This window comes from Lysinibacillus sp. BS3, from assembly GCF_039614735.1.
GTDB classification, from domain to species: domain Bacteria; phylum Bacillota; class Bacilli; order Bacillales_A; family Planococcaceae; genus Lysinibacillus; species Lysinibacillus capsici.
Genome location: NZ_CP154860.1, coordinates 3,581,239 through 3,603,096, shown reverse-complemented (window position 1 = coordinate 3,603,096; position 21,858 = coordinate 3,581,239). Strand labels below are relative to the sequence as shown.

General features: G+C 37.8%; 24 protein-coding genes. 1 reads left to right on the top strand and 23 read right to left on the bottom strand.

The window, feature by feature from the left end:
- Window position 1 precedes the first annotated feature (1 nt).
- The 14 genes from AAJG31_RS17810 to AAJG31_RS17745 all read right to left on the bottom strand — a co-directional run bounded on the left by AAJG31_RS17810 (window position 2) and on the right by AAJG31_RS17745 (window position 12,544).
- Window positions 2–259, bottom strand: a complete 258-nt coding sequence (locus tag AAJG31_RS17810) for an HPr family phosphocarrier protein (protein WP_004228023.1) — start codon at window positions 257–259, stop codon at window positions 2–4.
- 112 nt (window positions 260–371) lie between these two features.
- Complete coding sequence (gene whiA / locus AAJG31_RS17805; protein WP_004228019.1) at window positions 372–1,319, bottom strand: DNA-binding protein WhiA; 948 nt, start codon at window positions 1,317–1,319, stop codon at window positions 372–374.
- Between the two features lie 65 nt (window positions 1,320–1,384).
- Entirely contained in the window at window positions 1,385–2,380 is a 996-nt protein-coding gene (locus tag AAJG31_RS17800) for a YvcK family protein (protein WP_048390863.1), read from the bottom strand.
- Window positions 2,381–2,384: 4 nt separating this feature from the next.
- The gene (rapZ, locus tag AAJG31_RS17795) at window positions 2,385–3,278 is read right to left on the bottom strand and encodes an RNase adapter RapZ (RefSeq protein WP_054549566.1); all 894 of its coding nucleotides are present in this window, start codon (window positions 3,276–3,278) and stop codon (window positions 2,385–2,387) included.
- 9 nt (window positions 3,279–3,287) lie between these two features.
- Window positions 3,288–3,755, bottom strand: a complete 468-nt coding sequence (locus AAJG31_RS17790) for an 8-oxo-dGTP diphosphatase (RefSeq protein WP_048390859.1) — start codon at window positions 3,753–3,755, stop codon at window positions 3,288–3,290.
- Between the two features lie 348 nt (window positions 3,756–4,103).
- Complete coding sequence (gene trxB / locus AAJG31_RS17785) at window positions 4,104–5,048, bottom strand: thioredoxin-disulfide reductase (protein ID WP_259949818.1); 945 nt, start codon at window positions 5,046–5,048, stop codon at window positions 4,104–4,106.
- Between the two features lie 162 nt (window positions 5,049–5,210).
- The gene (locus AAJG31_RS17780) at window positions 5,211–6,734 is read right to left on the bottom strand and encodes a tetratricopeptide repeat protein (protein WP_112116617.1); all 1,524 of its coding nucleotides are present in this window, start codon (window positions 6,732–6,734) and stop codon (window positions 5,211–5,213) included.
- A gap of 90 nt (window positions 6,735–6,824) precedes the next feature.
- Window positions 6,825–7,442 carry a bifunctional phosphoribosyl-AMP cyclohydrolase/phosphoribosyl-ATP diphosphatase HisIE gene (gene hisIE / locus AAJG31_RS17775; RefSeq protein WP_048390853.1) on the bottom strand — a complete coding sequence of 206 codons (618 nt, stop codon included), beginning with the start codon at window positions 7,440–7,442 and terminating at the stop codon, window positions 6,825–6,827.
- Window positions 7,439–8,200: an imidazole glycerol phosphate synthase subunit HisF gene (hisF, locus tag AAJG31_RS17770; RefSeq protein WP_259949819.1), complete on the bottom strand. Its 762-nt coding sequence runs from the start codon at window positions 8,198–8,200 to the stop codon at window positions 7,439–7,441. Before hisF ends, hisIE begins: the two co-directional genes overlap by 4 nt.
- Entirely contained in the window at window positions 8,194–8,826 is a 633-nt protein-coding gene (hisH, locus tag AAJG31_RS17765; RefSeq protein WP_279496082.1) for an imidazole glycerol phosphate synthase subunit HisH, read from the bottom strand. The genes hisF and hisH overlap by 7 nt, the downstream gene beginning before the upstream one ends.
- Window positions 8,823–9,422, bottom strand: a complete 600-nt coding sequence (hisB, locus tag AAJG31_RS17760; protein ID WP_004227994.1) for an imidazoleglycerol-phosphate dehydratase HisB — start codon at window positions 9,420–9,422, stop codon at window positions 8,823–8,825. The genes hisH and hisB overlap by 4 nt, the downstream gene beginning before the upstream one ends.
- A 4-nt stretch (window positions 9,423–9,426) precedes the next feature.
- The gene (gene hisD, locus AAJG31_RS17755) at window positions 9,427–10,701 is read right to left on the bottom strand and encodes a histidinol dehydrogenase (protein ID WP_279496085.1); all 1,275 of its coding nucleotides are present in this window, start codon (window positions 10,699–10,701) and stop codon (window positions 9,427–9,429) included.
- Between the two features lie 42 nt (window positions 10,702–10,743).
- Window positions 10,744–11,379 carry an ATP phosphoribosyltransferase gene (hisG, locus tag AAJG31_RS17750; protein WP_048390844.1) on the bottom strand — a complete coding sequence of 212 codons (636 nt, stop codon included), beginning with the start codon at window positions 11,377–11,379 and terminating at the stop codon, window positions 10,744–10,746.
- Window positions 11,372–12,544, bottom strand: a complete 1,173-nt coding sequence (locus AAJG31_RS17745; RefSeq protein ID WP_048390842.1) for an ATP phosphoribosyltransferase regulatory subunit — start codon at window positions 12,542–12,544, stop codon at window positions 11,372–11,374. Before AAJG31_RS17745 ends, hisG begins: the two co-directional genes overlap by 8 nt.
- A gap of 562 nt (window positions 12,545–13,106) precedes the next feature.
- Here AAJG31_RS17745 and AAJG31_RS17740 point away from each other — a divergent pair.
- Window positions 13,107–13,310: a hypothetical protein gene (locus AAJG31_RS17740; protein ID WP_257962194.1), complete on the top strand. Its 204-nt coding sequence runs from the start codon at window positions 13,107–13,109 to the stop codon at window positions 13,308–13,310.
- A gap of 94 nt (window positions 13,311–13,404) precedes the next feature.
- Here the strand turns inward: AAJG31_RS17740 and AAJG31_RS17735 are convergent, their stop codons facing one another.
- From AAJG31_RS17735 to AAJG31_RS17695, 9 genes are all read right to left on the bottom strand, one after another.
- Window positions 13,405–13,947: an acyltransferase gene (locus AAJG31_RS17735; RefSeq protein ID WP_279496088.1), complete on the bottom strand. Its 543-nt coding sequence runs from the start codon at window positions 13,945–13,947 to the stop codon at window positions 13,405–13,407.
- 5 nt (window positions 13,948–13,952) lie between these two features.
- Window positions 13,953–14,594 (bottom strand): pyrophosphatase PpaX, encoded by a 642-nt coding sequence (gene ppaX / locus AAJG31_RS17730; protein WP_048390836.1) that lies wholly within the window; start codon window positions 14,592–14,594, stop codon window positions 13,953–13,955.
- A gap of 13 nt (window positions 14,595–14,607) precedes the next feature.
- The gene (lgt, locus tag AAJG31_RS17725) at window positions 14,608–15,429 is read right to left on the bottom strand and encodes a prolipoprotein diacylglyceryl transferase (RefSeq protein ID WP_054549573.1); all 822 of its coding nucleotides are present in this window, start codon (window positions 15,427–15,429) and stop codon (window positions 14,608–14,610) included.
- 43 nt (window positions 15,430–15,472) lie between these two features.
- Window positions 15,473–16,408, bottom strand: coding sequence for an HPr(Ser) kinase/phosphatase (hprK, locus tag AAJG31_RS17720; RefSeq protein ID WP_004227974.1), 936 nt, complete (start codon window positions 16,406–16,408; stop codon window positions 15,473–15,475).
- A 142-nt stretch (window positions 16,409–16,550) separates the two neighbouring features.
- On the bottom strand, window positions 16,551–16,874 hold the full coding sequence (gene cccB, locus AAJG31_RS17715) for a cytochrome c551 (RefSeq protein ID WP_048390832.1): 324 nt from the start codon (window positions 16,872–16,874) through the stop codon (window positions 16,551–16,553).
- Between the two features lie 48 nt (window positions 16,875–16,922).
- A complete protein-coding gene (locus AAJG31_RS17710; RefSeq protein WP_004227970.1) occupies window positions 16,923–17,765 on the bottom strand; it encodes a YitT family protein in 843 nt (280 codons plus the stop codon).
- Between the two features lie 164 nt (window positions 17,766–17,929).
- Entirely contained in the window at window positions 17,930–19,159 is a 1,230-nt protein-coding gene (locus AAJG31_RS17705) for an HDOD domain-containing protein (RefSeq protein WP_048390830.1), read from the bottom strand.
- Window positions 19,160–19,324: 165 nt separating this feature from the next.
- Window positions 19,325–19,972: a VTT domain-containing protein gene (locus tag AAJG31_RS17700; protein WP_048390828.1), complete on the bottom strand. Its 648-nt coding sequence runs from the start codon at window positions 19,970–19,972 to the stop codon at window positions 19,325–19,327.
- 249 nt (window positions 19,973–20,221) lie between these two features.
- Window positions 20,222–21,769 (bottom strand): fatty acid--CoA ligase family protein, encoded by a 1,548-nt coding sequence (locus AAJG31_RS17695; RefSeq protein WP_103118789.1) that lies wholly within the window; start codon window positions 21,767–21,769, stop codon window positions 20,222–20,224.
- Window positions 21,770–21,858 lie beyond the last annotated feature (89 nt).

The following is a 21,858-nucleotide window of genomic DNA, read 5'->3' as shown; positions in this document are numbered from 1 at the left end:
ATTAATCTTCATTTTCAATAATTGTTGCCAATGCTGTAACCGCTTGCTCAGCATCGTTACCTTCACTGCTTAAAGTCACTTCGGTACCTTTAGCAACTGCTAAGCTCATAACACCCATAATGGATTTGGCATTTACTTTTTTCTCATCTTTTTCTAGAAAGATATCAGCACTAAAACGATTTGCTTCTTGCACAAATAGTGCTGCTTGTCTAGCTTGTAGTCCTAATTTTAATTTAACCTGGACTCTTCTCTCAATCATTCTCAAAACTCCCCTTCACTACCGTTCGTCTATTAGTTTTATCTTACCTTACTTACTGGCAAAAGAACAATAAGCGATTAGCATGACATTCATACCTGAAAAGTATGATAACTTAACCACCTATTTTTTCACCACGCCTTAATGCATCCGCAATCTCATCAATTTTTCTCAATCGATGGTTAACACCTGATTTACTAACCGTTCCACTAGATACCATTTCACCAAGCTCTTTTAATGTCACATCTTGGTATTCAACACGGAGACGTGCTATTTCACGAAGCTTCTCCGGTAGTTGATCAAGACCAATTGAATTTTCAATAAATCGAATATTCTCAACCTGCCGTAATGCTGCTCCAATGGTTTTATTTAAATTGGCAGTTTCACAGTTCACAATACGGTTGACACTATTACGCATATCTCGCAAAATCCGAACATCTTCAAATTTCATCATAGCCTGATGCGCTCCAACAATATTAAGGAAATCTGAAATTTTTTCTGCTTCTTTTAAGTAAGTTACAAAGCCTTTTTTACGTTCAATTGTTTTGGCATTGAGTTCAAATTCATTCATCAAATCCATTAATGCCTCACCATGTTCTTTATATAAAGAATAAACCTCTAAATGATAAGCCGATGTTTCTGGATTATTGACGGAACCTCCTGCTAAAAAGGCTCCTCTTAAATAAGCTCTTTTTTGGCCGCTCTTTTGAATGAGCTTTCTTGAGATAGTATGGTTAAATTGAAAGTCGTCTGAGATGATTTCTAAATCAATTAATAGCTCACGCGCTCCTTCTCTTACACGGCATATATACACATTATTTTTTTTCAATCGCATTTTCTTACGAACAAGTAATTCAACATTGTACGGATACAATTTTTTCATAATCGTATATAGTCTTCTGGCAATTGCAGCGTTTTCGGTTTGCACGTCTAAGCTTAGTTGTTTATTTGCAAAGGATAATGAACCATTCATACGAATTAGGGCAGAAACTTCTGCTTTCATACAATGATTGTCCGCTTCTATTTGTGTCAATTCTTTTTTTGTTTCAGAAGCAAAAGACATATCACGCCCCCCTTTCAATCATGATTTCTATGTATATGTTCATCTTACCATATACAATAAAGCCATTATGTTTCTATTATTGGTCCTCTTACTTTTTGATGGTAAATATCAGCATAATCTACCAGCCATTCTGCAACATTTGTAGCATTATGTCGAACCGTTCCATCTGGTCGAATTGTAGCAATGTCTCGTTTGATAACTTCTAAACCCATACTTTCAAGTTTTGCTACGTCAAATGTTACTGGTTCCGCTCTTTCTTCTTTATACAGTTCTTTTACAGGGTTAGGGAGTTCTTCATCATTTACTAAGATGGAATCGATAAAATCATGGCCAACATGCTTATGTATGGCTGTTACATGATCGCCTGCTGTATAGGAAATGGTTTCACCCTTTTGTGTCATTAAATTACAAACATATATTTTTCTTCCTTTAGCCTTAACAACTGCTTCACCTATTTCCTTAACAAGCAAATTCGGAATAATACTTGTATATAAGCTTCCTGGTCCTACTAAAATATAGTCTGCACGAAGTATTGCACGAATAGCTTCTGGCAACGGTTGCACATTTTCAGGTACTAAAAAAACGCGATTAATGCGTTTCGTCGCTGTCGGGATTTTTGATTCTCCCTCGATAATTGAACCGTCCTCAAGCACAGCATGTAGGGTGATTTTTTTATTAGCTGCTGGAATAACTCGACCATGAACTTTTAAAACCTTTCCCATCTCACTGATAGCATGATTGAAATCACCAGTAATATCAGTAAGGGCTGTAAGCATTAAATTCCCTAAGGAGTGACCTCGTAAGTCTTCAGATGCCGAAAAACGGTATTGAAACATTTGCTCTACAAGGGGCTCAATATCTGATAATGCTGCAATCACATTGCGTACATCACCAGGCGGTGGGATATCGTAATCATCACGTAAACGACCTGAAGATCCACCATCATCTGCTACTGTTACAATAGCAGTAATATCAAATGGGTGATGCTTCAGACCGCGAAGTAACGTGGAGAGCCCTGTGCCACCACCAATTACCACAAGCTTTGTTTGCTTTTTCCCCATTCACTCATTCCTTTCTACGATTAATATCACGATGCGTAATAACCGTATTTTCCTTGCCCGCAAAATATGCACCAAAAAATTCTGCTAATGTCACGGAGCGATGCTGGCCCCCAGTACAACCAAAAGCAATAACAAGCTGTGATTTACCTTCTTGTCGATAGAGAGGAATCATAAAGTCTAATAAATCCGTCAGTTTTTGTATAAGGATTTGCGTATCTTCCAACGCTAACACATAAGAAGATACCTCTGTTTGAAGACCCGTTTTTGGACGTAGCTCCTCCACATAGTATGGGTTTTTAAGAAAACGAACATCAAACACTAAGTCCGCATCAATCGGCATACCATGTTTAAAGCCAAAGGACATAATGTTAACGGTAAAAATAGTATCTGCCTCACTTGCAAATTCTTTTACGATTTTTTCACGTAATTGCTTTGGTTTCATGTTAGATGTGTTATAAACAAAATTGGCACGACCCTTTACTTCAGATAAAAGTACTCGTTCCTGTTTAATTCCATCTAGAGGTAAACCATTCACTGCTAATGGATGTGCACGTCTTGTTTCTTTATACCGTCTGACTAATGTAGCATCATCCGCATCTAAAAATAAAATACGAGCAACAATATCGCCTTCTTTTAGTATATGGTCTAATGCGCCAATTAGAGCATCAAAAAAGTCGCCTCCGCGCATATCCATTACTGCTGCAATTCGGGTACTGTTTTTACCAGAATCTCTTAATAAGGTTAAAAAAGTTGTAAGTAACGCAGGTGGTAAATTATCAATACAGTAATACCCTAAATCCTCAAAGCTTTGAATAGCTACTGTTTTCCCAGCCCCAGACATTCCTGTAATAATAACCAATTCATGTGTACTTTGTTGGCCTTCAACCACCACTGTCATGCAACTCCTTTATTGTTCTTTTGAAATTTGTATTTTCTGATGAAGTAATTCAAAATTCGTTGTATAGTCAAACGTGCCATACTGAATGCCTGATTGCGAAACAGCAAATTGTAAATTAGTTCGATCTCCTTCAGCCATTGGCAAATGTGCTAAATCCTCTACTGGGTGCCATGCAAGTTTGCCTTCTCTTGTTTCTTCGAATGGTACTCCATCTACATCCTTTGCAACAAATGTATAGAGCATCCATTCATCCACTACGTCATTGTTTTCTTTAATGATCATCGTATAAACACCCTTTAAATGAACATGTAAAGGTATGACGTTTGTCTCTTCTTGAAACTCTCGAATAGCAGCCTCGAAGATTGACTCGCCACTCTCCATTTTCCCCCCTGGAGCTACATACCAGCCTCGTCTTGGTTTCTGAAGTAATAATACTTTACCGTCTTTTACGGCAATTAAATTTGCAATTCTTTGCATAGGCACACCTCTAATCACTTTTGCATTCTACTCTTCATTATAACAAGACCTTGTAAGTTTTGTCCTCATTTACAACTCTTGTACGCAGACAATTAACAATTTAGTTCTATTCAAAGATAACCATTTCATCTTGGGCGAAATTTACGTTTATCGTGATATTATTATTTGATTTTTTACACATAAAAAAGTAGGTTGCTCCCACCTATTGGAGGCGGAAACAACCTACTAAACAAAATAAAAGGGGGATTGCTAATTACATTTTTAATCATACACCTTTTATATGTCATTCAAGTTACAGCAATATTAAAACCACATTAAAATTGTATTTTTTTCCTTAAAATAGCCCTATTAGGCATTAATTTTCTCTAATAGCTCTTCTACATAATGTTGAACAGCTTGCGCGGCAATACTACCGTCACCAGTTGCTGTTACAATTTGACGAAGTGATTTTTCACGAACATCTCCAGCTGCAAAGATACCTGGGATTTTTGTTTCCATCGTTTCATTTGTCAAAATATAGCCAGCCTCATTTAAAATACCTAATGACTCAAATGGTTTCGTTAACGGAAGCATACCTATATAGACGAAAACACCATCTGTAGCAAATTCAGATTCTGTACCATCAACAGTTGATTGTAATGTTACACTGCCAACTTTACCATTCGCTTCATTGATTTCTTTTACAGTTGCATTCCAAATGAAATCAATTTTTTCATTGGCAAAGGCACGATCTTGGAGAATTTTTTGTGCACGTAATTTATCACGACGGTGGACAATTGTCACTTTATCAGCAAAGCGAGTTAAATAAACACCCTCTTCAACAGCTGAATCTCCACCACCTACGACAACTAGATTTTTTTGTTTAAAGAATGCACCATCACATACTGCACAGTAGCTGACACCACGGCCACCAAGCTCTTTTTCACCAGGCACACCCATTTTTTTATACTCAGCACCAGTGGTGATAATAATGGCACGTGTTTTATATTCTTTTGCACCTGATTTAATTGTTTTATATTCTTCTCCATCGATGACTTCCGTTACATCACCATAGGCATATTCAGCACCAAATTTTTTAGCATGCTCAAACATTTTTGTAGAAAGCTCTGGTCCTAAAATTGTCTCAAAACCTGGGTAGTTTTCTACTTCTTCAGTGTTTGCCATTTGTCCACCAGGAATGCCACGTTCAATCATTAAAGTAGACAAATTTGCACGAGATGTATAAACAGCGGCAGTCATCCCAGCAGGACCTGCACCAATAATTACTACATCATAAATTTTTTCTTCCGACATAAATACTTCCCCCTAAACAGAATACTTTTTATCTTCATTCAACCAATACATATAACGTCATCTATAGAAGAAGATCAATGACGCTAAGGAAAAATTGGTGATAGCGTTAGTATGTTCATCGTATGTGAAAGTATAAAGTTATTCAACTATGTTGCTCACACATTAATCATGACTGTTTGGCAAAAACGTTAAGATTTCGTCAATATACTTTGATAAAGTAGATACAGAAACTCCATATTGCTGCGCAATTTCCTTTTTTGTCACTTTAAGCATTTGTGAAGATCTGAATAAATAATCATTTGCTCCTGCAATTGCTGTTGGATTTGTAAAACGATAATTTTCTATTAAAGCTTGTTCACATAGCACAAACCACATTTGAAACAGCGGTACAATTAATGATGATAGCTTTCCATATTGTTCTAATAAAATTTCTGAGACCTGTACTGATCGTAAAAAGCTTGCTTCTACTTTATTTTTCTTATCAAATTCATGTCCAAGTGCATAAGCTAAAAACAATTTTTCAAAAGAGCCTAATTGTTCAATATTAATCCATTTCGGATGGGCGATAATTTCTTGCTTATGCGCTGTACCTTTCAGTAAAAATAAACCAAAAATGCGCTCACTCGTATAAGTGCTCTCTAATTTTTCAACAATAAAATCACGATCATGCTCCAATGCATCAAGTCCAAATTCATTTTCTTGTTGGCGCCAAGGTTCGAAGCCCTCTTTGTCTGGGTCTAGCTCTAGAAGCTGATCCCACGCACTTTTCGAAATCTCCTCATGTCCTGAGAAATAGGCAGCATGTGACAGCCAAAAGTAAAATCCTGCATCTCCTACATAGCCTCTCTTTTGCATGCTACGCAACCATTTATAGGCTAATTCATATTGGCCGATTAAGGCTAAGGTAGCACCAAGTTTATAACGATGCTCCCAAGTATAGGGTTGAATTTTAACAAGAACATTTAACAGTTCTTGTAAATCATCTTCATTTTTTTCATAATACGCAATTACCGTTAAATTGCATAATGCATGTAGATTGCCCTTATTTTCACGTAGCACTGTATGCAAGAGAGCCTTTGCTTGCTCTTCTTCTCCAACATAAAAATAAGCGAGTGCTAGATTATTATAGGCTGACCAAAATGCTGGTCGATCTTCAATTAAATCTTCTAAAATAGTAATAGCTTCAGGAAAATCTCCCTTTTCCATACAACGACGAGCTTGCTCCTGACGATATAAATCCTCACCAGAGCCTTCAAGCTCTTCAAAATCATCTTGCTCAAAAGCGACAAACTCTAATATTTCTGCTGCTTCATCGGCATAAGCACCCTCAGGTTCTAGCTTTAAATATTCTTCTGCAAAGCGTTTTGCATCATGCATGATGCCTACACACCCTGATACTTCTGCCATGTAAAATATGATTTCTGGATTATCTGGATCAATTTGATAGGCGCGACGAAGTAGGTCATACGCTTCCTCAAAACGTTGACCTTCTAACTCTACTATGGCTAACTGCAAGATAATCATTGGATCGTCGGGACTTAAATCTACCGCACGCTGTAAATATTTATAGGCTTTATTCATTTGTCCACTGTTCATTGCTTGAATTGATTTCTTATAATAATAGTCGCCTGTTGGAATGAACGACACTATATTCGATTGAGTCTCATTTTGACGTTTCTTTTCCAATATATTTCCTCCGAAACAAGAAATAAGGAACGTATTCTACGTTCCTTTACACAGTAACTCCTATTATACCACACAATCAATAATATGCTGTTATTTCTCCTCGTGACGTTTTTCCAACACATGCAGAACATCATAAATGCTTACTTTTTGTTCTTGTAATAATACGAGTAGGTGATAAATTAAATCAGCTGCCTCCCATTTTACTTCCTCAGCATCTCGGTTTTTGGCACCAATGACCACCTCTGTTGCTTCTTCCCCAACCTTTTTACAGATTTTATCAATGCCCTTATCAAATAAATATGTAGTGTACGCTCCTTCTGGCATTTCCTGCTCTCGCTTTTCGATGACACGAGCAAGTTTAGAAACGATGTCCACAGAGCCTACCTTCTCTTTTTGCTGAATAACCTCAGTGAAGCAAGAAATTGTCCCATTATGACATGCTGGCCCTGTCGGTAGAACCTCCACTATTAAAGCATCTTGATCGCAATCCGCTTTGATTGAAACCACCTGTTGTGTATGGCCACTTGTTGCTCCCTTATGCCAAAGCTCTTGACGGGAACGAGAATAAAACCAAGTTTCCCCTGAGTCAATTGTTTTAGCTAATGACTCCTTATTCATATAAGCTACTGTTAATACCTCTTTTGTATTGGCATCTTGTACTACAGCTGTAACAAGACCTCTCTCATCAAATTGAATGTTCTCTATCATCTTACTGCCACTCCTTTTGCACGTAAGTATTCCTTTACTTGCGCTACACTTGTTTCTTTATAATGGAAGATAGAGGCTGCTAGTGCAGCATCTGCATCTACCTCTTGTGCTAATACTTCGTAAAAATGTTCGGCATGTCCCGCTCCACCACTAGCAATCACAGGGACTGTCACAGCTTCACGCACTGCTTTGGTTAAGGCTAAATCAAAGCCTGATTTTTCTCCATCTTGATTCATACTTGTTAATAAAATCTCACCAGCTCCTAAGCGTACAGCCTCTTTGGCCCACTCAATGGCTGACCAAGGGGTTTTGTTGCGACCACCATGTGTATAAACCATCCATGTGCTATCTTCCTCACTATAGCGAGCATCGATTGCTACAACAATGCATTGTGCGCCAAAGTAATCAGAGCCTTCCTGTATAAGGGCAGGTCTTTCCAGCGCGGATGTATTCACTGAAACTTTATCAGCACCTGCTCGTAAAATACGCTTCATATCATCCAACGTACGAATGCCTCCGCCAACAGTAAAGGGTATGGCAAGCGTAGCCGCTGTTTGACGAACCACATCTACCATCGTTTCTCGACCTTCATGTGATGCAGAAATATCTAAAAATACAAGCTCATCTGCTCCTTGTTCATCATAGAACTTCGCAAGCTCCACTGGATCTCCTGCATCTCGGATAGAGACAAATTGTATACCTTTTACAACACGACCTTCTTTCACATCAAGACATGGAATAATACGTTTTGTTAGCATGCCTTCACACCTTCCAACCATTGCTCTAATAAATAAACACCTAATTCCCCTGATTTTTCAGGGTGAAATTGCATGCCAGTCACAGAACCATTCATCACAATACCAGGTACTTGAATGCCGAAGTAATCAGCATAGGCAACAAGCTCTGATTCTACGATATCTGTTGCATAAAAGGAGTGAACAAAATAGACATGCTTCGCTGATACTTCATTGTGTAACCATGCAGGACGATTTGTCACAATTAGTTCATTCCACCCCATATGCGGTACTCTGTATGCTTGGCCCTCTTGGCTACCACTAAAGCGTTTAATACACCCCTTGAAAAACCCTAGCCCTTTTGTTGGGGTTACTTCATCACTTTGCTCGAATAATAATTGCATACCTAGACAAATTCCTAAAAGTGGACGGTTTTCTCTTTGTGCCTTCTGTAAATATTGATCTAAGTTTGTTTCAGCTAAACGCTTTCTGGCATCAGGGAATGCACCCACCCCTGGTAATAAAAGTGCGTCAGCTGTATCTAATGCCTTCTCATCAGCAGTTATAATAACTTCACAGCCTAGCCTTTTTAATGCCTGCTCCACACTAAATAAATTACCCATTCCATAATCAATGACACCCATTTTCACGTCAACAGCCCCTTAGTCGATGGTACGCCTTTAACACGTGGGTCAATTTCCACTGCGGCATCAATCGCACGTGCTAATGCTTTGAAAATTGCCTCAATAATGTGATGTGTATTCTGACCATAAGGTACAATTACATGAACATTCATCCTTGCCTCAAGGGCAAATTTCCATAAAAATTCATGCACTAATTCTGTATCAAACGTTCCTACTTTTTCTTTTAATGCTGGCACACGGTACTCTAGATGAGGTCGATTCGAGCAATCGACCACTACCTGAGCTAGTGCGTCATCCATCGGTACAAAGGCGTTACCATAGCGTTTTATGCCTTTCTTATCACCAAGTGCTTCTCGAACAGCCTGTCCTAATACAATACCAAGGTCCTCTGTTGTATGGTGATCATCAATATAAGTATCGCCATTTGCATGTATTGTGCCGTTAAATAGTCCATGCTTAATAAATAAGTCAAGCATATGGTCCATAAACCCCACGCCTGTTTGGATATCTGCCTTGCCTTCACCATCTAAATCAATTGCTACAGAAATTTGCGTTTCATTCGTTGTACGCTCTATCTTTGCATATCGTTTCTTTTCTGTCATCGTCCTATTCCTTCTCCCATCCACGTGATTCCACTGCACGAGCATGGCCCTCTAAGCCTTCCATACGCGCTAAACGTGCAATTTTTGGTGCATTGTCTCTCCAAGTTTTTTCACTATAGTAAACAATACTTGATTTTTTCACAAAATCATCAACATTTAAGCCACTTGCAAAACGAGCCGTACTATTAGTTGGAAGTACATGATTGGTCCCTGCAAAATAATCACCAACTGGCTCAGAACTATACCGACCTATAAAAATACCACCAGCATGTCTTATTTGCTCAGCTAACGCCTCCGCATTTTCCATCACAATTTCTAAATGCTCCGGTGCTAATGAATTAATGGCTTCCACTGCATCTGCCAACGTTTCAGCTACATAAATTACCCCAAATTTCTCTATGGAAGCACGAGCTACTTCTTGACGCGGTAAGTTCAGCAGCTGCTTCTCTACTTCCTCAGCCACTTTTTTGGCTAATTGCTCTGAGGTTGTGACAAGAATTGCACAAGCTAGTGGATCATGCTCTGCTTGTGATAAAAGGTCTGCAGCAATTTCATCAGGATAGGCTGTGTCATCAGCCAGCACAGCAATTTCACTCGGTCCCGCAATCATATCAATGGCTACTTCTCCAAATACCTCTCGTTTGGCAAGTGCCACATAAATATTTCCTGGACCTGTTATTTTATCGACTGGGGGAATTGTTTCCGTGCCATAGGCAAGTGCAGCTATTGCTTGTGCCCCACCAACTTTATAAATCTCATCAATCCCTAAAAGGTGAGCCGCCACAAGTACACCTGCTGGTAGTTTCCCATTTGACCCTGCAGGTGAAGTAATAACAATACGTTTCACCCCTGCAACCTGCGCTGGTATTACATTCATCAAGACTGATGAAGGGTAGGCTGCTGTACCCCCTGGAACATATAGTCCTACTGCATCTAAAGCTGTTACCCGTTGGCCTAACCAAGAACCATCTCCCAGCTCTAGGTGATACCCTGAACGTATCTGTTGTTCATGATAAAAACGAATATTTTCTGCTGCTTCCGCTAAGTCCTTATATAGTTGAGGATCGAGTTCACTTACTGCTTCTTGTATTTCTTCTTCAGAGACACGTAAATTTTTAGGGACATAGCCATCCCATCGCTCAGTATAGGTGCGTAAAGCCGCATCTCCCTGTGTCTTAACATCCGAAAGCACTTGTCGTACAACTTTTATTTGTTCTTCATTTCCTCCTTCAAGGTGTCTTTTTAAGGAAATGCCTTTTTCAAGCTTTGTTATTTTCATAGGATTAATCCCCTTTAGTCCTTCATATGTAGCTACAAATGATTACTTTTTCTGCTCATTTACACATTTCTTTAACCGCCTCACAAGATCAATAATACGCTCACCTTTCATACGATAACTTACAGGATTTGCAATTAATCGAGAAGAGACAGCAGTAATAAATTCATATTCTACTAAGCCGTTCTCTTTTAATGTACGACCAGTAGAAACAATATCGACAATTCGATCAGCTAAGCCAATCATTGGTGCTAATTCAATAGAACCGTTGAGCTCGATAATTTCCACTTGCTCTCCAATGCCTTTGTAGTACTTCATGGCAATATTCGGATATTTCGTAGCAATTCTAGGCGCAATCTCATTCATGGAGGTGTTTGGTAGGCCTGCAGAAGCGATATAGCAATTACTAATTTTCAAATCAAGTAATTCGTGCACTTCTCGCTGTTGCTCTAACAAAACATCCTTACCAGCAATACCAATATCAGCAACACCATGTTCAACATAGACAGGAACATCCATTGGCTTTGATAAAATAAAGCGAATTTTTTCCTCTGGTATTTCAATCATTAATTTACGTGACATTTCTACTTCTTCTGGTAAATTAAAACCTGCCTCTAACAACATTTGATATGCCTCTTCAAAGATTCTTCCTTTGGGCATTGCAATCGTTAATTCATTCACCGCCAACTTCCTCCTGTCCAACTACCACCACTTCTGTAAAGTATGCTAAAAAGGCCGCCTCATCGACTAGACTACTACGTAACTGCAAAGTAGCTAATTTTCCTGCTGCTCGTAAATTTTTAACCTTTAGTAAAGCTTCCTCAAATTGTTCTTCTTCAAAAAGAACAACTGTTGCTTCCTGTCGTTTCACTGATTGCCCGTTTAATGTTTCTAATAAACGATCCACACGAATACTAAATCCTGTAGCACCAACCTTTGAACCAAAAACTTCTAACAAGCCATCATAACGACCACCATTTCCTAATAAAAAGCCACTTCCCACAGCAAATACTTCAAATAGCATACCCGTGTAATAACTCATATGACTCGAAAGTGTGAAATCGAAAGCTACATAATCAGCTAAATCAGCCATTTCAAGTAGTTGAGCAAGTTGTTGCATATATTCTAATGCATCATTTTTGCGGACATATTTTTCAATATCTCGTATATCTCTGACATTCATGGCTTCTTCAATAAATTGTAAGAGGGCATCGGATTTAGCTTTAGGCAGATCAAATGACTCTACTGCTTCTTCAAACCCTACGTAATTTCGTTGGACAAGCAATGTTCTAAGCGTTGTTTGCTGTTCGATACTCTCTGTGTAATCTTGTAAAATGCAATTTAATATACCAGCATGTCCAATTGTGATTTTAAACTCTTCCAATTTAAAATGCTTTAATAGCTCCATTGCCGTTACAATGACTTCTGCATCGGCAAAAACTGATTGATCACCTATTAACTCAATCCCCATTTGATCAAACTCAGCAGGCCTGCCTCCCTCTGCTTCCTGAGCCCGAAAAACGCTTGCAAAATAGGCAAGACGTAGTGGGATCATTTCCTTTAATAGTTTCGATGTAGCTACTCGAGCAATCGGTGTAGTCATGTCAGGTCGCAGCACTAACGTATTTCCTTGGCTATCCACTAGCTTAAATAAATGAGCATCAGCAATCGCTGAAGCCTTCCCTACTGTATCGAAATACTCCACCGCAGGCGTTTTAATAAACTCATAACCCCTTTTATATAAAAAGTCTCTGCCCGCATGTCTAACTGCTTCAACTTTCTCATAGATTTGCGGGAATGTATCGCGCATTCCAAGTGGCTTTTCAAACATTTTTATCGACGACATATGGACACTTCCTCACATTTCACTTTAATTCACTAGAGTATTAGAGAATTAGATTATGAAAGAATTTTAACTTATTTCATTAATACAGTCAACGATATCCTTATTAATTATCGAAATCTTTAAATACTTATTATTCTGTTAATTATACACATTGAATTGCAAAGACTTCCAAAAAAAGCATGACTCATTTTACTTATAATTTGACAAAATACTTTAGTGACAATGAGAATATGTCTAAATTGTGACAAACCAATTTTTAATCACTTTAAGTATTCGCTAAAAATTGATAATGATTCTCTCTTAACAAATCATTGATAAAAATAAAGAGTTTTCAATAGAGTATTCTCAATATCGAAATCCAATAATTATATCTATATAATTATTTTTAGCCAATCACTTAAAATGATTCTCAATCTCATTATCATCAATAATACTTTTATATCAATACATTTATTGATTATTACTCTCATTCTATTTTACTTTTTACATTTCAAAAAACTTAATATAGAATAGCATTAATAACAAAAAGAACCACATACACTACGCATTGGAGGGATTTATTATGGCATGTCCATTCGTACAAATTAGTGAGCAAATGATCGTTAGTATTTGTAAAGGCGAGTTTTATCCTGGTGACAAGGTAACACTTCACACAACTGAAGATATTGATGGGACTGCAATTAAATCAACTTTTGTTGAAACAACTTGCTTAGGTGATCATGACACTTGTGAATTCAAATCAGATTATGACGCAGCTCTTGCTTAAACAGTAAAAGCTACTCCCAAAACCTAGTGTTTTTGGGAGTAGCTTTGTATGCAAAAAACTCACGAAGTATATCACTATACTACGTGAGTTTTTATTATTTCTTTGGTGTACACCACTCTACAGCCTCATTACGTTTGCGCTCAGCCATTTGTTCAGCAGTATATATTATTCGCATTGGATTACCCCCTGCTAAACAGCCTGCTGGCACATCCTTATGTACAAGAGTGGCAGCTGAAACAATGGCACCATCACCAATTGTTACACCTGGTAAAATAGTTGTATTTGCCCCTATCATTACTTCTTTTCCGATATGAACATCACCTAAGCGATATTCCTCTATTAAATATTCATGCGCTAAAATGGTTGTATTAAAACCAATCACAGTATTGTCTCCAATGAAAATACGTTCAGGAAACATGGTATCTGGCATGACCATTAAGGCTAATGACGTTTGCTTACCAATAGTCATGTTTAAAAAAGTACGATATAGCCAGTTTTTCACACGTAAAAATGGTGTGAAGCGTCCAACTTGAATGACAATGAAACACTTCATCACCTTCCAAAAGGACACCGTGTCATATATATTCCAAAGTGAATTGGCTCCTTCGACACGGTAACGTTCTGTATTACGCGCCATCTACCTTACCCCTCTTTCACAATATCAAATAAATCTGACATATGCTGCAACATATATTCTGGTTGATACTGCTGTAAGTAAGCCTCTCCCTTAATTGCCCAAGCAACACCCGCTGCTCTTACACCAGCACGATGTCCAGCTTCAATATCGTGCGAATTATCACCAATCATAATCGCATAGTCTTTTTCTATCCCTAATCGTTCCAACGCAAGCAATACTGGCTCTGGATCAGGCTTCACATTGTTCACATCATCTGTACCAATACGCACATCAAATAGATGCGTTGCACCAAGAATAGCAAGTCCACGATCAATGGTCTCATTACGTTTCGTCGAAACAATAGCCAATTTTATACCTTGAGCTTTTAACTGCTCTAGAGTTGACACAACATCAGGATATTGGCTGACTAGGTCATCATGGTGTGCAATATTCCAAGCGCGATACATCTCTATCAAATCGTCTTCTTCACCTGGTGCAATGTCATTAAATGTCTGTTTCAATGATGGACCAATGAATTTCAGGCAATCTTTTGGCGAATATTGCCCGGGAAATCGCTCATTTAATACATGCATAAATGTTTGAATGATTAAATCATTTGTATTTAGTAAAGTCCCATCGAAATCAAATAGTAGTGCCTTAACAGCCATCTTTTACAACCCCTTATTTATTATCCAAGTATTTTACGGCTGGTTTCACCTTTATTCTACGATAAATAATTGCACCTAGACCAACTACAATACCGATAATGGATACAACCTGTGCTGAACGTAAATCTCCCACTAAGTAAAGGCTATCTGTGCGCATTCCTTCGATGTAGAAACGACCAATTGAATACCAAATTAAATAGCTAAAGAATATTTCTCCACGATGTAAGTTCACTTTACGCAAAACTAATAGAATAATAAGCCCAATTAGGTTCCAAATCGATTCATATAAAAAAGTGGGATGAACATATGAACCTAATTCTTCAATATACATTTGATTAATAATCCAGTCTGGTAGCATTAGGTTTTCTAAAAATGCTTTCGATACCTCGCCACCATAGGCCTCTTGGTTCATAAAATTGCCCCATCGACCAATAATCTGCCCGATTAAAATACTAGGTGCTGCAATATCTGCTACTCGTAAAAAGCTTACATTTTTTATACGAGTATATATGTAAGCTGTGACAAATGCCCCGATGAGTGCACCATGGATGGCAATACCACCATTCCATATCTCTATGATCTTGCCTGGATTTTCGCTATAGTAATCCCATCGCATTGACACATAGTAAATACGTGCACAGATAATGGATATAGGAACTGCCCATAATAATAAATCTGCAAGAAAGTCTTCAGGCAAACCTCGCTTAACGGCTTCTCTTTGCCCAACAATATAGGCTAAAATGATTCCCGACACAATTAGCAATCCATACCAACGAACTGGAATTGGTCCTAAATGAAAGGCAATCGGGTCAATTTGCAATAGTAATAAATCCATCTTCTACTCCTCTCAATATGTCATGAACAATGTTGTTCGCTTTTTAATCGTCTAACACATCATTTGATGAAATCACTTCATCTAAACGTCTTGAAAATTCCTCTGCCGCATTGACGCCCATTTTCTTTAAACGATAGTTCATCGCTGCCACTTCAATAATAACGGAGACATTGCGTCCAGGTCTTACTGGAATTGTTAGTTTTGTTAGTTCCGTGTCAATTATTTTCATTTTTTCTTCTTCTAAGCCCAATCGATCATAAACTTTTTGTGGATCCCATATTTCGAGCTCAATGATGAGGGTAATACGTTTATAGGGGCGTACTGCACTTGCACCAAAGAGTGTCATAATGTCAATAATGCCAATGCCTCGTATTTCCAATAAGTGCTCTAACAAAGGTGGAGGGCTTCCAATTAATAGGTTTTCTGATTCTTGACGAATTTCAACACAATCATCAGCAACTAAACGATGACCCTTTTTTACAAGCTCAAGTGCTGTTTCACTTTTACCTACGCCGCTTTTACCGATTATAAGCACACCAATGCCATACACATCGACAAGTACTCCGTGTGCTGCTGTCATTGGAGCTAAGCGCCCCTCTAAGTAGTTCGTCAATCTACTCGAAAATTTGGTTGTTGTCATATGTGTTTTAAACACAGGTACATGCTTTTCGTTTGAGGCCTGAATAAGTTCCTCTGGTACTTCTAAATCTCTAGAAATAATAATAGCAGGTGTATCCTGTGAACAAAGTAAACGCATACGCTCAAGCTTAACATCCGCTGGTAGCATTTCAAAAAAGGAAAGTTCAGTCTTGCCAAGCAATTGTACTCGATTTGCTGGATAATGAGTAAAGTATCCTGCCATCTCAAGCCCTGGTCTTGAGATATCACTTGTCACAATTGTCCTGCCTATTCCTTCTTCACCAGCTAATAACTCTAATTTAAATTTCTCCATAACATCTCTTGTTAATACTACGACCAATGAAAAAGCCTCCAATCAATGGATAAGGTTCATCTTATTTTAGCATGTCTATGTGTAAAAGAAATGTATTTACTCTCAATACAGCGTTTACTTGCACTAAAAAAACTAGCGGCTCTCCAGCCCGCTAGTTTTTAAAAAGCAATTATTTTTGAGTTGCTAACCATTTAGCAACAGCTTCAGCATCTGCACCTTTTACTAATCCTGCAGGCATGCCGTTTTTACCATTATTTATAATATCTAAAATTTCTGATTCAGACAAACGTGAACCTACATCATTTAATGCTGGACCATTTGCACCTTGTAGCTCGCCACCATGACAAGTAACACAAGATTTCATCGCTATTGCTTCGCCATCTGGCTCTGTAGCAGTTTCATTACCATTATTAGATGCAGTTTTATCTCCGCCGCCACATGCTGCTAAGAAGATTGCTGATCCGAACACTAATGTTAACATTGCTTTTTTCATTAGTACCCCTCCTCATAATAAATATCTTACGCCGCCATTATACCAAAATTATGCACGTTTGAAACCTTCTCCTAATACCTCATATGCATCAGAAACGATAACAAACGCTGATGGGTCAACGCTTTTAATGAGTTGTTTCAGCTTTGTGAATTCTGTTTGATAAACAACAACCATCAGAACTGGTCGTGCTTCTCCTGTATACCCTCCAATTGCTGGTAACTTCGTTACACCACGATTAATTTCAGCATAAATGGCTTCCCTTACCTCATCTTGTTTCAATGTAATGATATAGACCATTTTTGACTGACTAAAACCTAGCTGAATAATATCAATCGTTTTTGTGGTAACATAAAGTCCAATCAGAGCATACAAACCTTTTTCTAAGTCAAAAACAATTGCTGCACTAATTGCGATAACGCCATCTATTAACAGCACACTTGTTCCAAGCGACAATCCTGTAAACTTCGTAATGATTTGCGCCAGTAAATCAGTGCCACCAGTTGAAGCATTCCCCTTAAAGACCAGTCCTATTCCTAGGCCAACAACAATTCCACCAAAAAGAGCACCCAATAAAGGATTATCAGTCCACGGCTCCCAGCTATTTGTTAATAAGACGATAAAAGGTAATGTAATTGTCCCAATAAAGGATTTTATTCCAAATTTTTTGCCCAATAATAAAACACCAGCAATAAAAAGCGGAATGTTAAATGCATACTGAACAATTCCCGGATTCCAACCAAATAAACCATGCAAAATCGTACTTATTCCACTTACCCCACCTGAAGCGACTTGATTTGGTAATAAAAAGACATTAAAACCAATAGCAATTATTGCCGCTCCTACAATGACATACACATACTCCACAATGCTATCTCTCACATCATGTTTCATTTCCCCACGCCCACTTCAACTATCAGAATTTTTTAAAGACGAGATGATTATAGCAAATACTTTTAGCATTGAGAACTTCATCATGATGAAGGGTTACTAGATTGAGGAAGATATAAAATAAGCTATCTTACAGTATTCAATAAGATAGCTTTTGTTGATTTGGTTTAAAATGATTTTTCTGCCCATTCGATGGCTTCATAATATAAAAGATCAATGTCAACTAACTGAATATTCAACTGTACAGCTAGCTCTTCTAATCGTGGCCAATCAAGTTTACTTAACGCAATACTAAACTCCAAATATGGGGTCATTTCCGTTTCAAAGCCTAAAATGGTATTCGTAATAGCCTCTGAGAATGGTAGCTGCTGTAAAATAACATTCATCGGTCTTTGAAGTAATGTATCAATTAGAGAAAACATGCCGACTAAAAAATATTCTGAGAAATTCTTTTTATAAGCAAGCTTAGCTAGTTTTTCACAAACCTTAGCTCGGAATAAAGACGTACACATCACTTCTTTAAAAAGATCAGAATCAGCATCAATATCAATTTCACGCATGGCCAATAAATAAATCCATTTTCGTAAATTGGATACGCCCAATAACACAATCGCTTGCTTGATGGAGCGCACTTTAGATTTAGAACGTTTAGATGAGTTATTAATCATTTGCAATAATTTGTATGTCAATGAAATATCACGTTCAATATTTTCCGCTAACAAATGAATATTTGGTTCTTCCTCTTTTAGTAAAGAGATAATGTGAATATATTGAATCGCATTTGCTGGAATGTCTGTTGCTCGTATTATTTGCGGTTGTTCAAAAAAATAACCTTGAAATAACACATAGCCTGAGGATTTAGCGACTTCAAATTGATGACGCGTCTCTACCTTTTCAGCGAGCAATTGAATATGTGGAAATTTCTCCTTAACTTTATTTTCGATTTCCATTCTTTTTACGATGGAAGAAGCTAAAAAATCCACCTTAATATAATCAATTTGTTCAAATAATTCATCATAAACTTCCACTTGATCATCCATCATAAAATCATCCAAGGCAATTTGAAACCCCTGTTTTTTTAGCTCAATTACACGCTCCACTAATTGAGAGGTAAGTGGAACATCCTCTAATATCTCAATCACTACCTGTGAGGGATTTAAAAATTCATGTATAGAGCTCATCAATAAGTTTTCAGTAAAATTAACAAAGCCAGGCTTACCTTTCGTTACCTCTTCAAAACCAATTGAAAGAAATGAGTTCACAAGTACATCAATCGTTGCTGCATCTGAATCGACCATTGGAAAGGCATTTACATTTTTGCTACGGTATAACAATTCATATGCAACGACTTGCTCATGAAGATTAAATATAGGCTGTCTGCCAATGAATACTTCCATTCCATTGCCCCCCATTTCTCCATTTTCTAGTAATTTATAGTATAACATTTTTTACGACCTGATGCTTATACTTCAAGCTAACTTAACATGCCAACTTTGCTTTTTCAGCAAATAATAAAGAAAGGACAGTCCCTGTGATGATGAATCACTTAAGGACTGTCCATATTATTTACCGACTTTGGATTTTATTGCACCGATCACTGCAGGCACAACTGATATAAAGATAATCAGAATCAGTACAACTGAGAAGTTATCTTTAATAATTGGAATATTCCCAAAGAAGTAACCTAATAACGTACAACTGAATACCCATAAAATTGCACCAAAAATATTATAAAATAAGAAATAACTATATTTCATTTTACTTGCACCCGCCACAAACGGGATAAATGTACGAATAAATGGCATGAAACGTGCGATTACGATCGTTTTCCCACCATGTGTATTAAAGAATTTTTCAGCTGCTTCCATACGCTCTTTCTTAACAACTCTACCGAGGAGGCTCTTTGGCGGAATAGATGTCCCTACCTTATGTCCAATATGATAGTTCATCGTATCTCCCAAAATAGCTGCTGCTAAAAATACAGGGATTAAAATCCACATATCGAATGCGCCCATTGCCGCAGCTAATGTTCCACTTGCAAATAACAAGGAATCACCAGGTAAGAATGGGAAAATAACAACCCCTGTTTCTACAAAAACAATCGCAAATAAAATAAGATAGCTCCAATTACCAAAATCACGAATAATTTCTTCTAAATGCACATCGATATGCACAATAAAACTTATTAACTCCTTAATGAGTTCTAACATGTTTTTGTATGCTCTCTTTCAATAGTATTTTTACCTAAAAGCTTTGACGTGGCTTCACCTCAAAGGGTTCCAGTTTTGTACGTCTTTTTACATTACTTCCTCACTATATGACAAGCTCTTGAAAAGTATGTAGAAGATTTCACAAGTTTGATTTTATCACTTACAGACATCTACTCTCAACTGATTTTACTATTATACGAATAATGTACAAAAAAAGAGCTACCATTTTTCAATAGTAGCTTTTCTCGTTTAAACTTTTTCTTTTAATGAGCGTCTTAGTATTTTTCCTGTTGTGTTTTTTGGTAGTTCATCCAGTATTTCAATTACTTTCGGAACCTTATACTTCACCATATGTTTAGCACAATAGGATAGTAGATCGTCTGTTGTAGTAGCAGCCACTTCTTTCAACACAACGTAGGCATGTACAGCTTCCCCTAAGTTAGGGTCTGGGAAGCCTACCACCGCTGCCTCTACAATATTATTATGGGCAAACAGCACTTCCTCCACTTCCCGAGGATAAACATTAAAGCCCCCTACAATAATCATATCCTTTTTACGATCGACAATGTAAAAATACCCTTCTTCATCTACCTTTGCTAAATCTCCTGTATAGAGCCAGCCGTCACGAATCGCCATCGCCGTTTCTTCAGGCATTTTATAGTATCCCTTCATCACATTTGGACCACGTACAATTAGCTCTCCAACTTCGCCCACAGGTACTTCCTGACCATTAACATCAACAACTCTATTCTCGACATTGCTAATGGATGTTCCAATAGAGCCAGCTTTACGATCACGATCTAATGGGTTAAAACATGTCACGGGTGAAGCTTCGGATAAGCCATAGCCCTCTGACACACGCACATTAAATTTCTGTTCGAAATTATGTAGTAGCGCAACAGGCAAGGAGGCACCACCTGAAATAGCTAAACGAATTGTCGAGAAATCTTCAGGATTGCCCTCAGGTAATTGGTACAAGAAATTATACATAGTAGGAACACCAGCAAATACCGTTGCTTTTTGCTCTCGTGCTAAAGCAAAAATTTCGCTAGGGCTAAAGCGTGGTGCAAGTAAAACTGTTGCCCCACTTAATAAAGGCGCATTCACCACTACCGTTAAGGCAAATACATGGAATACAGGTAGTGTCGCAATAACACGGTCCTCTGCATTAATGCCTAAATAATGCGCAACATCACGTGCATTTGAGTACACATTGCCATGTGTCAGCATGGCTCCCTTTGGACTACCTGTAGTTCCTGAAGTATATAAAATAATAGCATTGTCATCCTCTGCAACTTCAACAGGTTGTAAAGATTGAGTGGTTTTGGCGATTACATGTGTAAATAAATGTGTTTTTTCTTGTGCTTGTGGTGATAAAGCTGCCACTTTTTCCGCTATATCTGGTGTGGTTTCACAAACTATAAATGTTTTTACCTGTGGAAATGCTTGTACACCTTTTTCAACCAATGGCAGCAACATATCCAGAGCAATGACTGCTTTTACATCTCCATTATGCAAAATGTAAGAAATTTCATCCGGTGTATAGATTGGATTAACAGGTATTGCTGTTGCCCCTAAGCGCATTGTTGCATAGAGGGCAATTAAGTAGTGTGGCGTGTTGCCGAGTAAAAACGCCACATGATCCCCTTTTTCAACGCCTAAATCTTGTAATCCCTTTGCAAAGCGGCCAACTGTATGCTCAAATTCCCCGTAAGTCGTATCTTTCCCCATAAAATGATACGCCACTTTTTCAGGTTGTTCTGTTGCCTGTTGACGAACACGTGAAACTAAATTCAATTACACCATCCCCTTATCGTATAAAATGAATCGTTATTCAGTAATATTATATAAGAAATATATCTAAAAAACAATGAGTCTTTTTATCT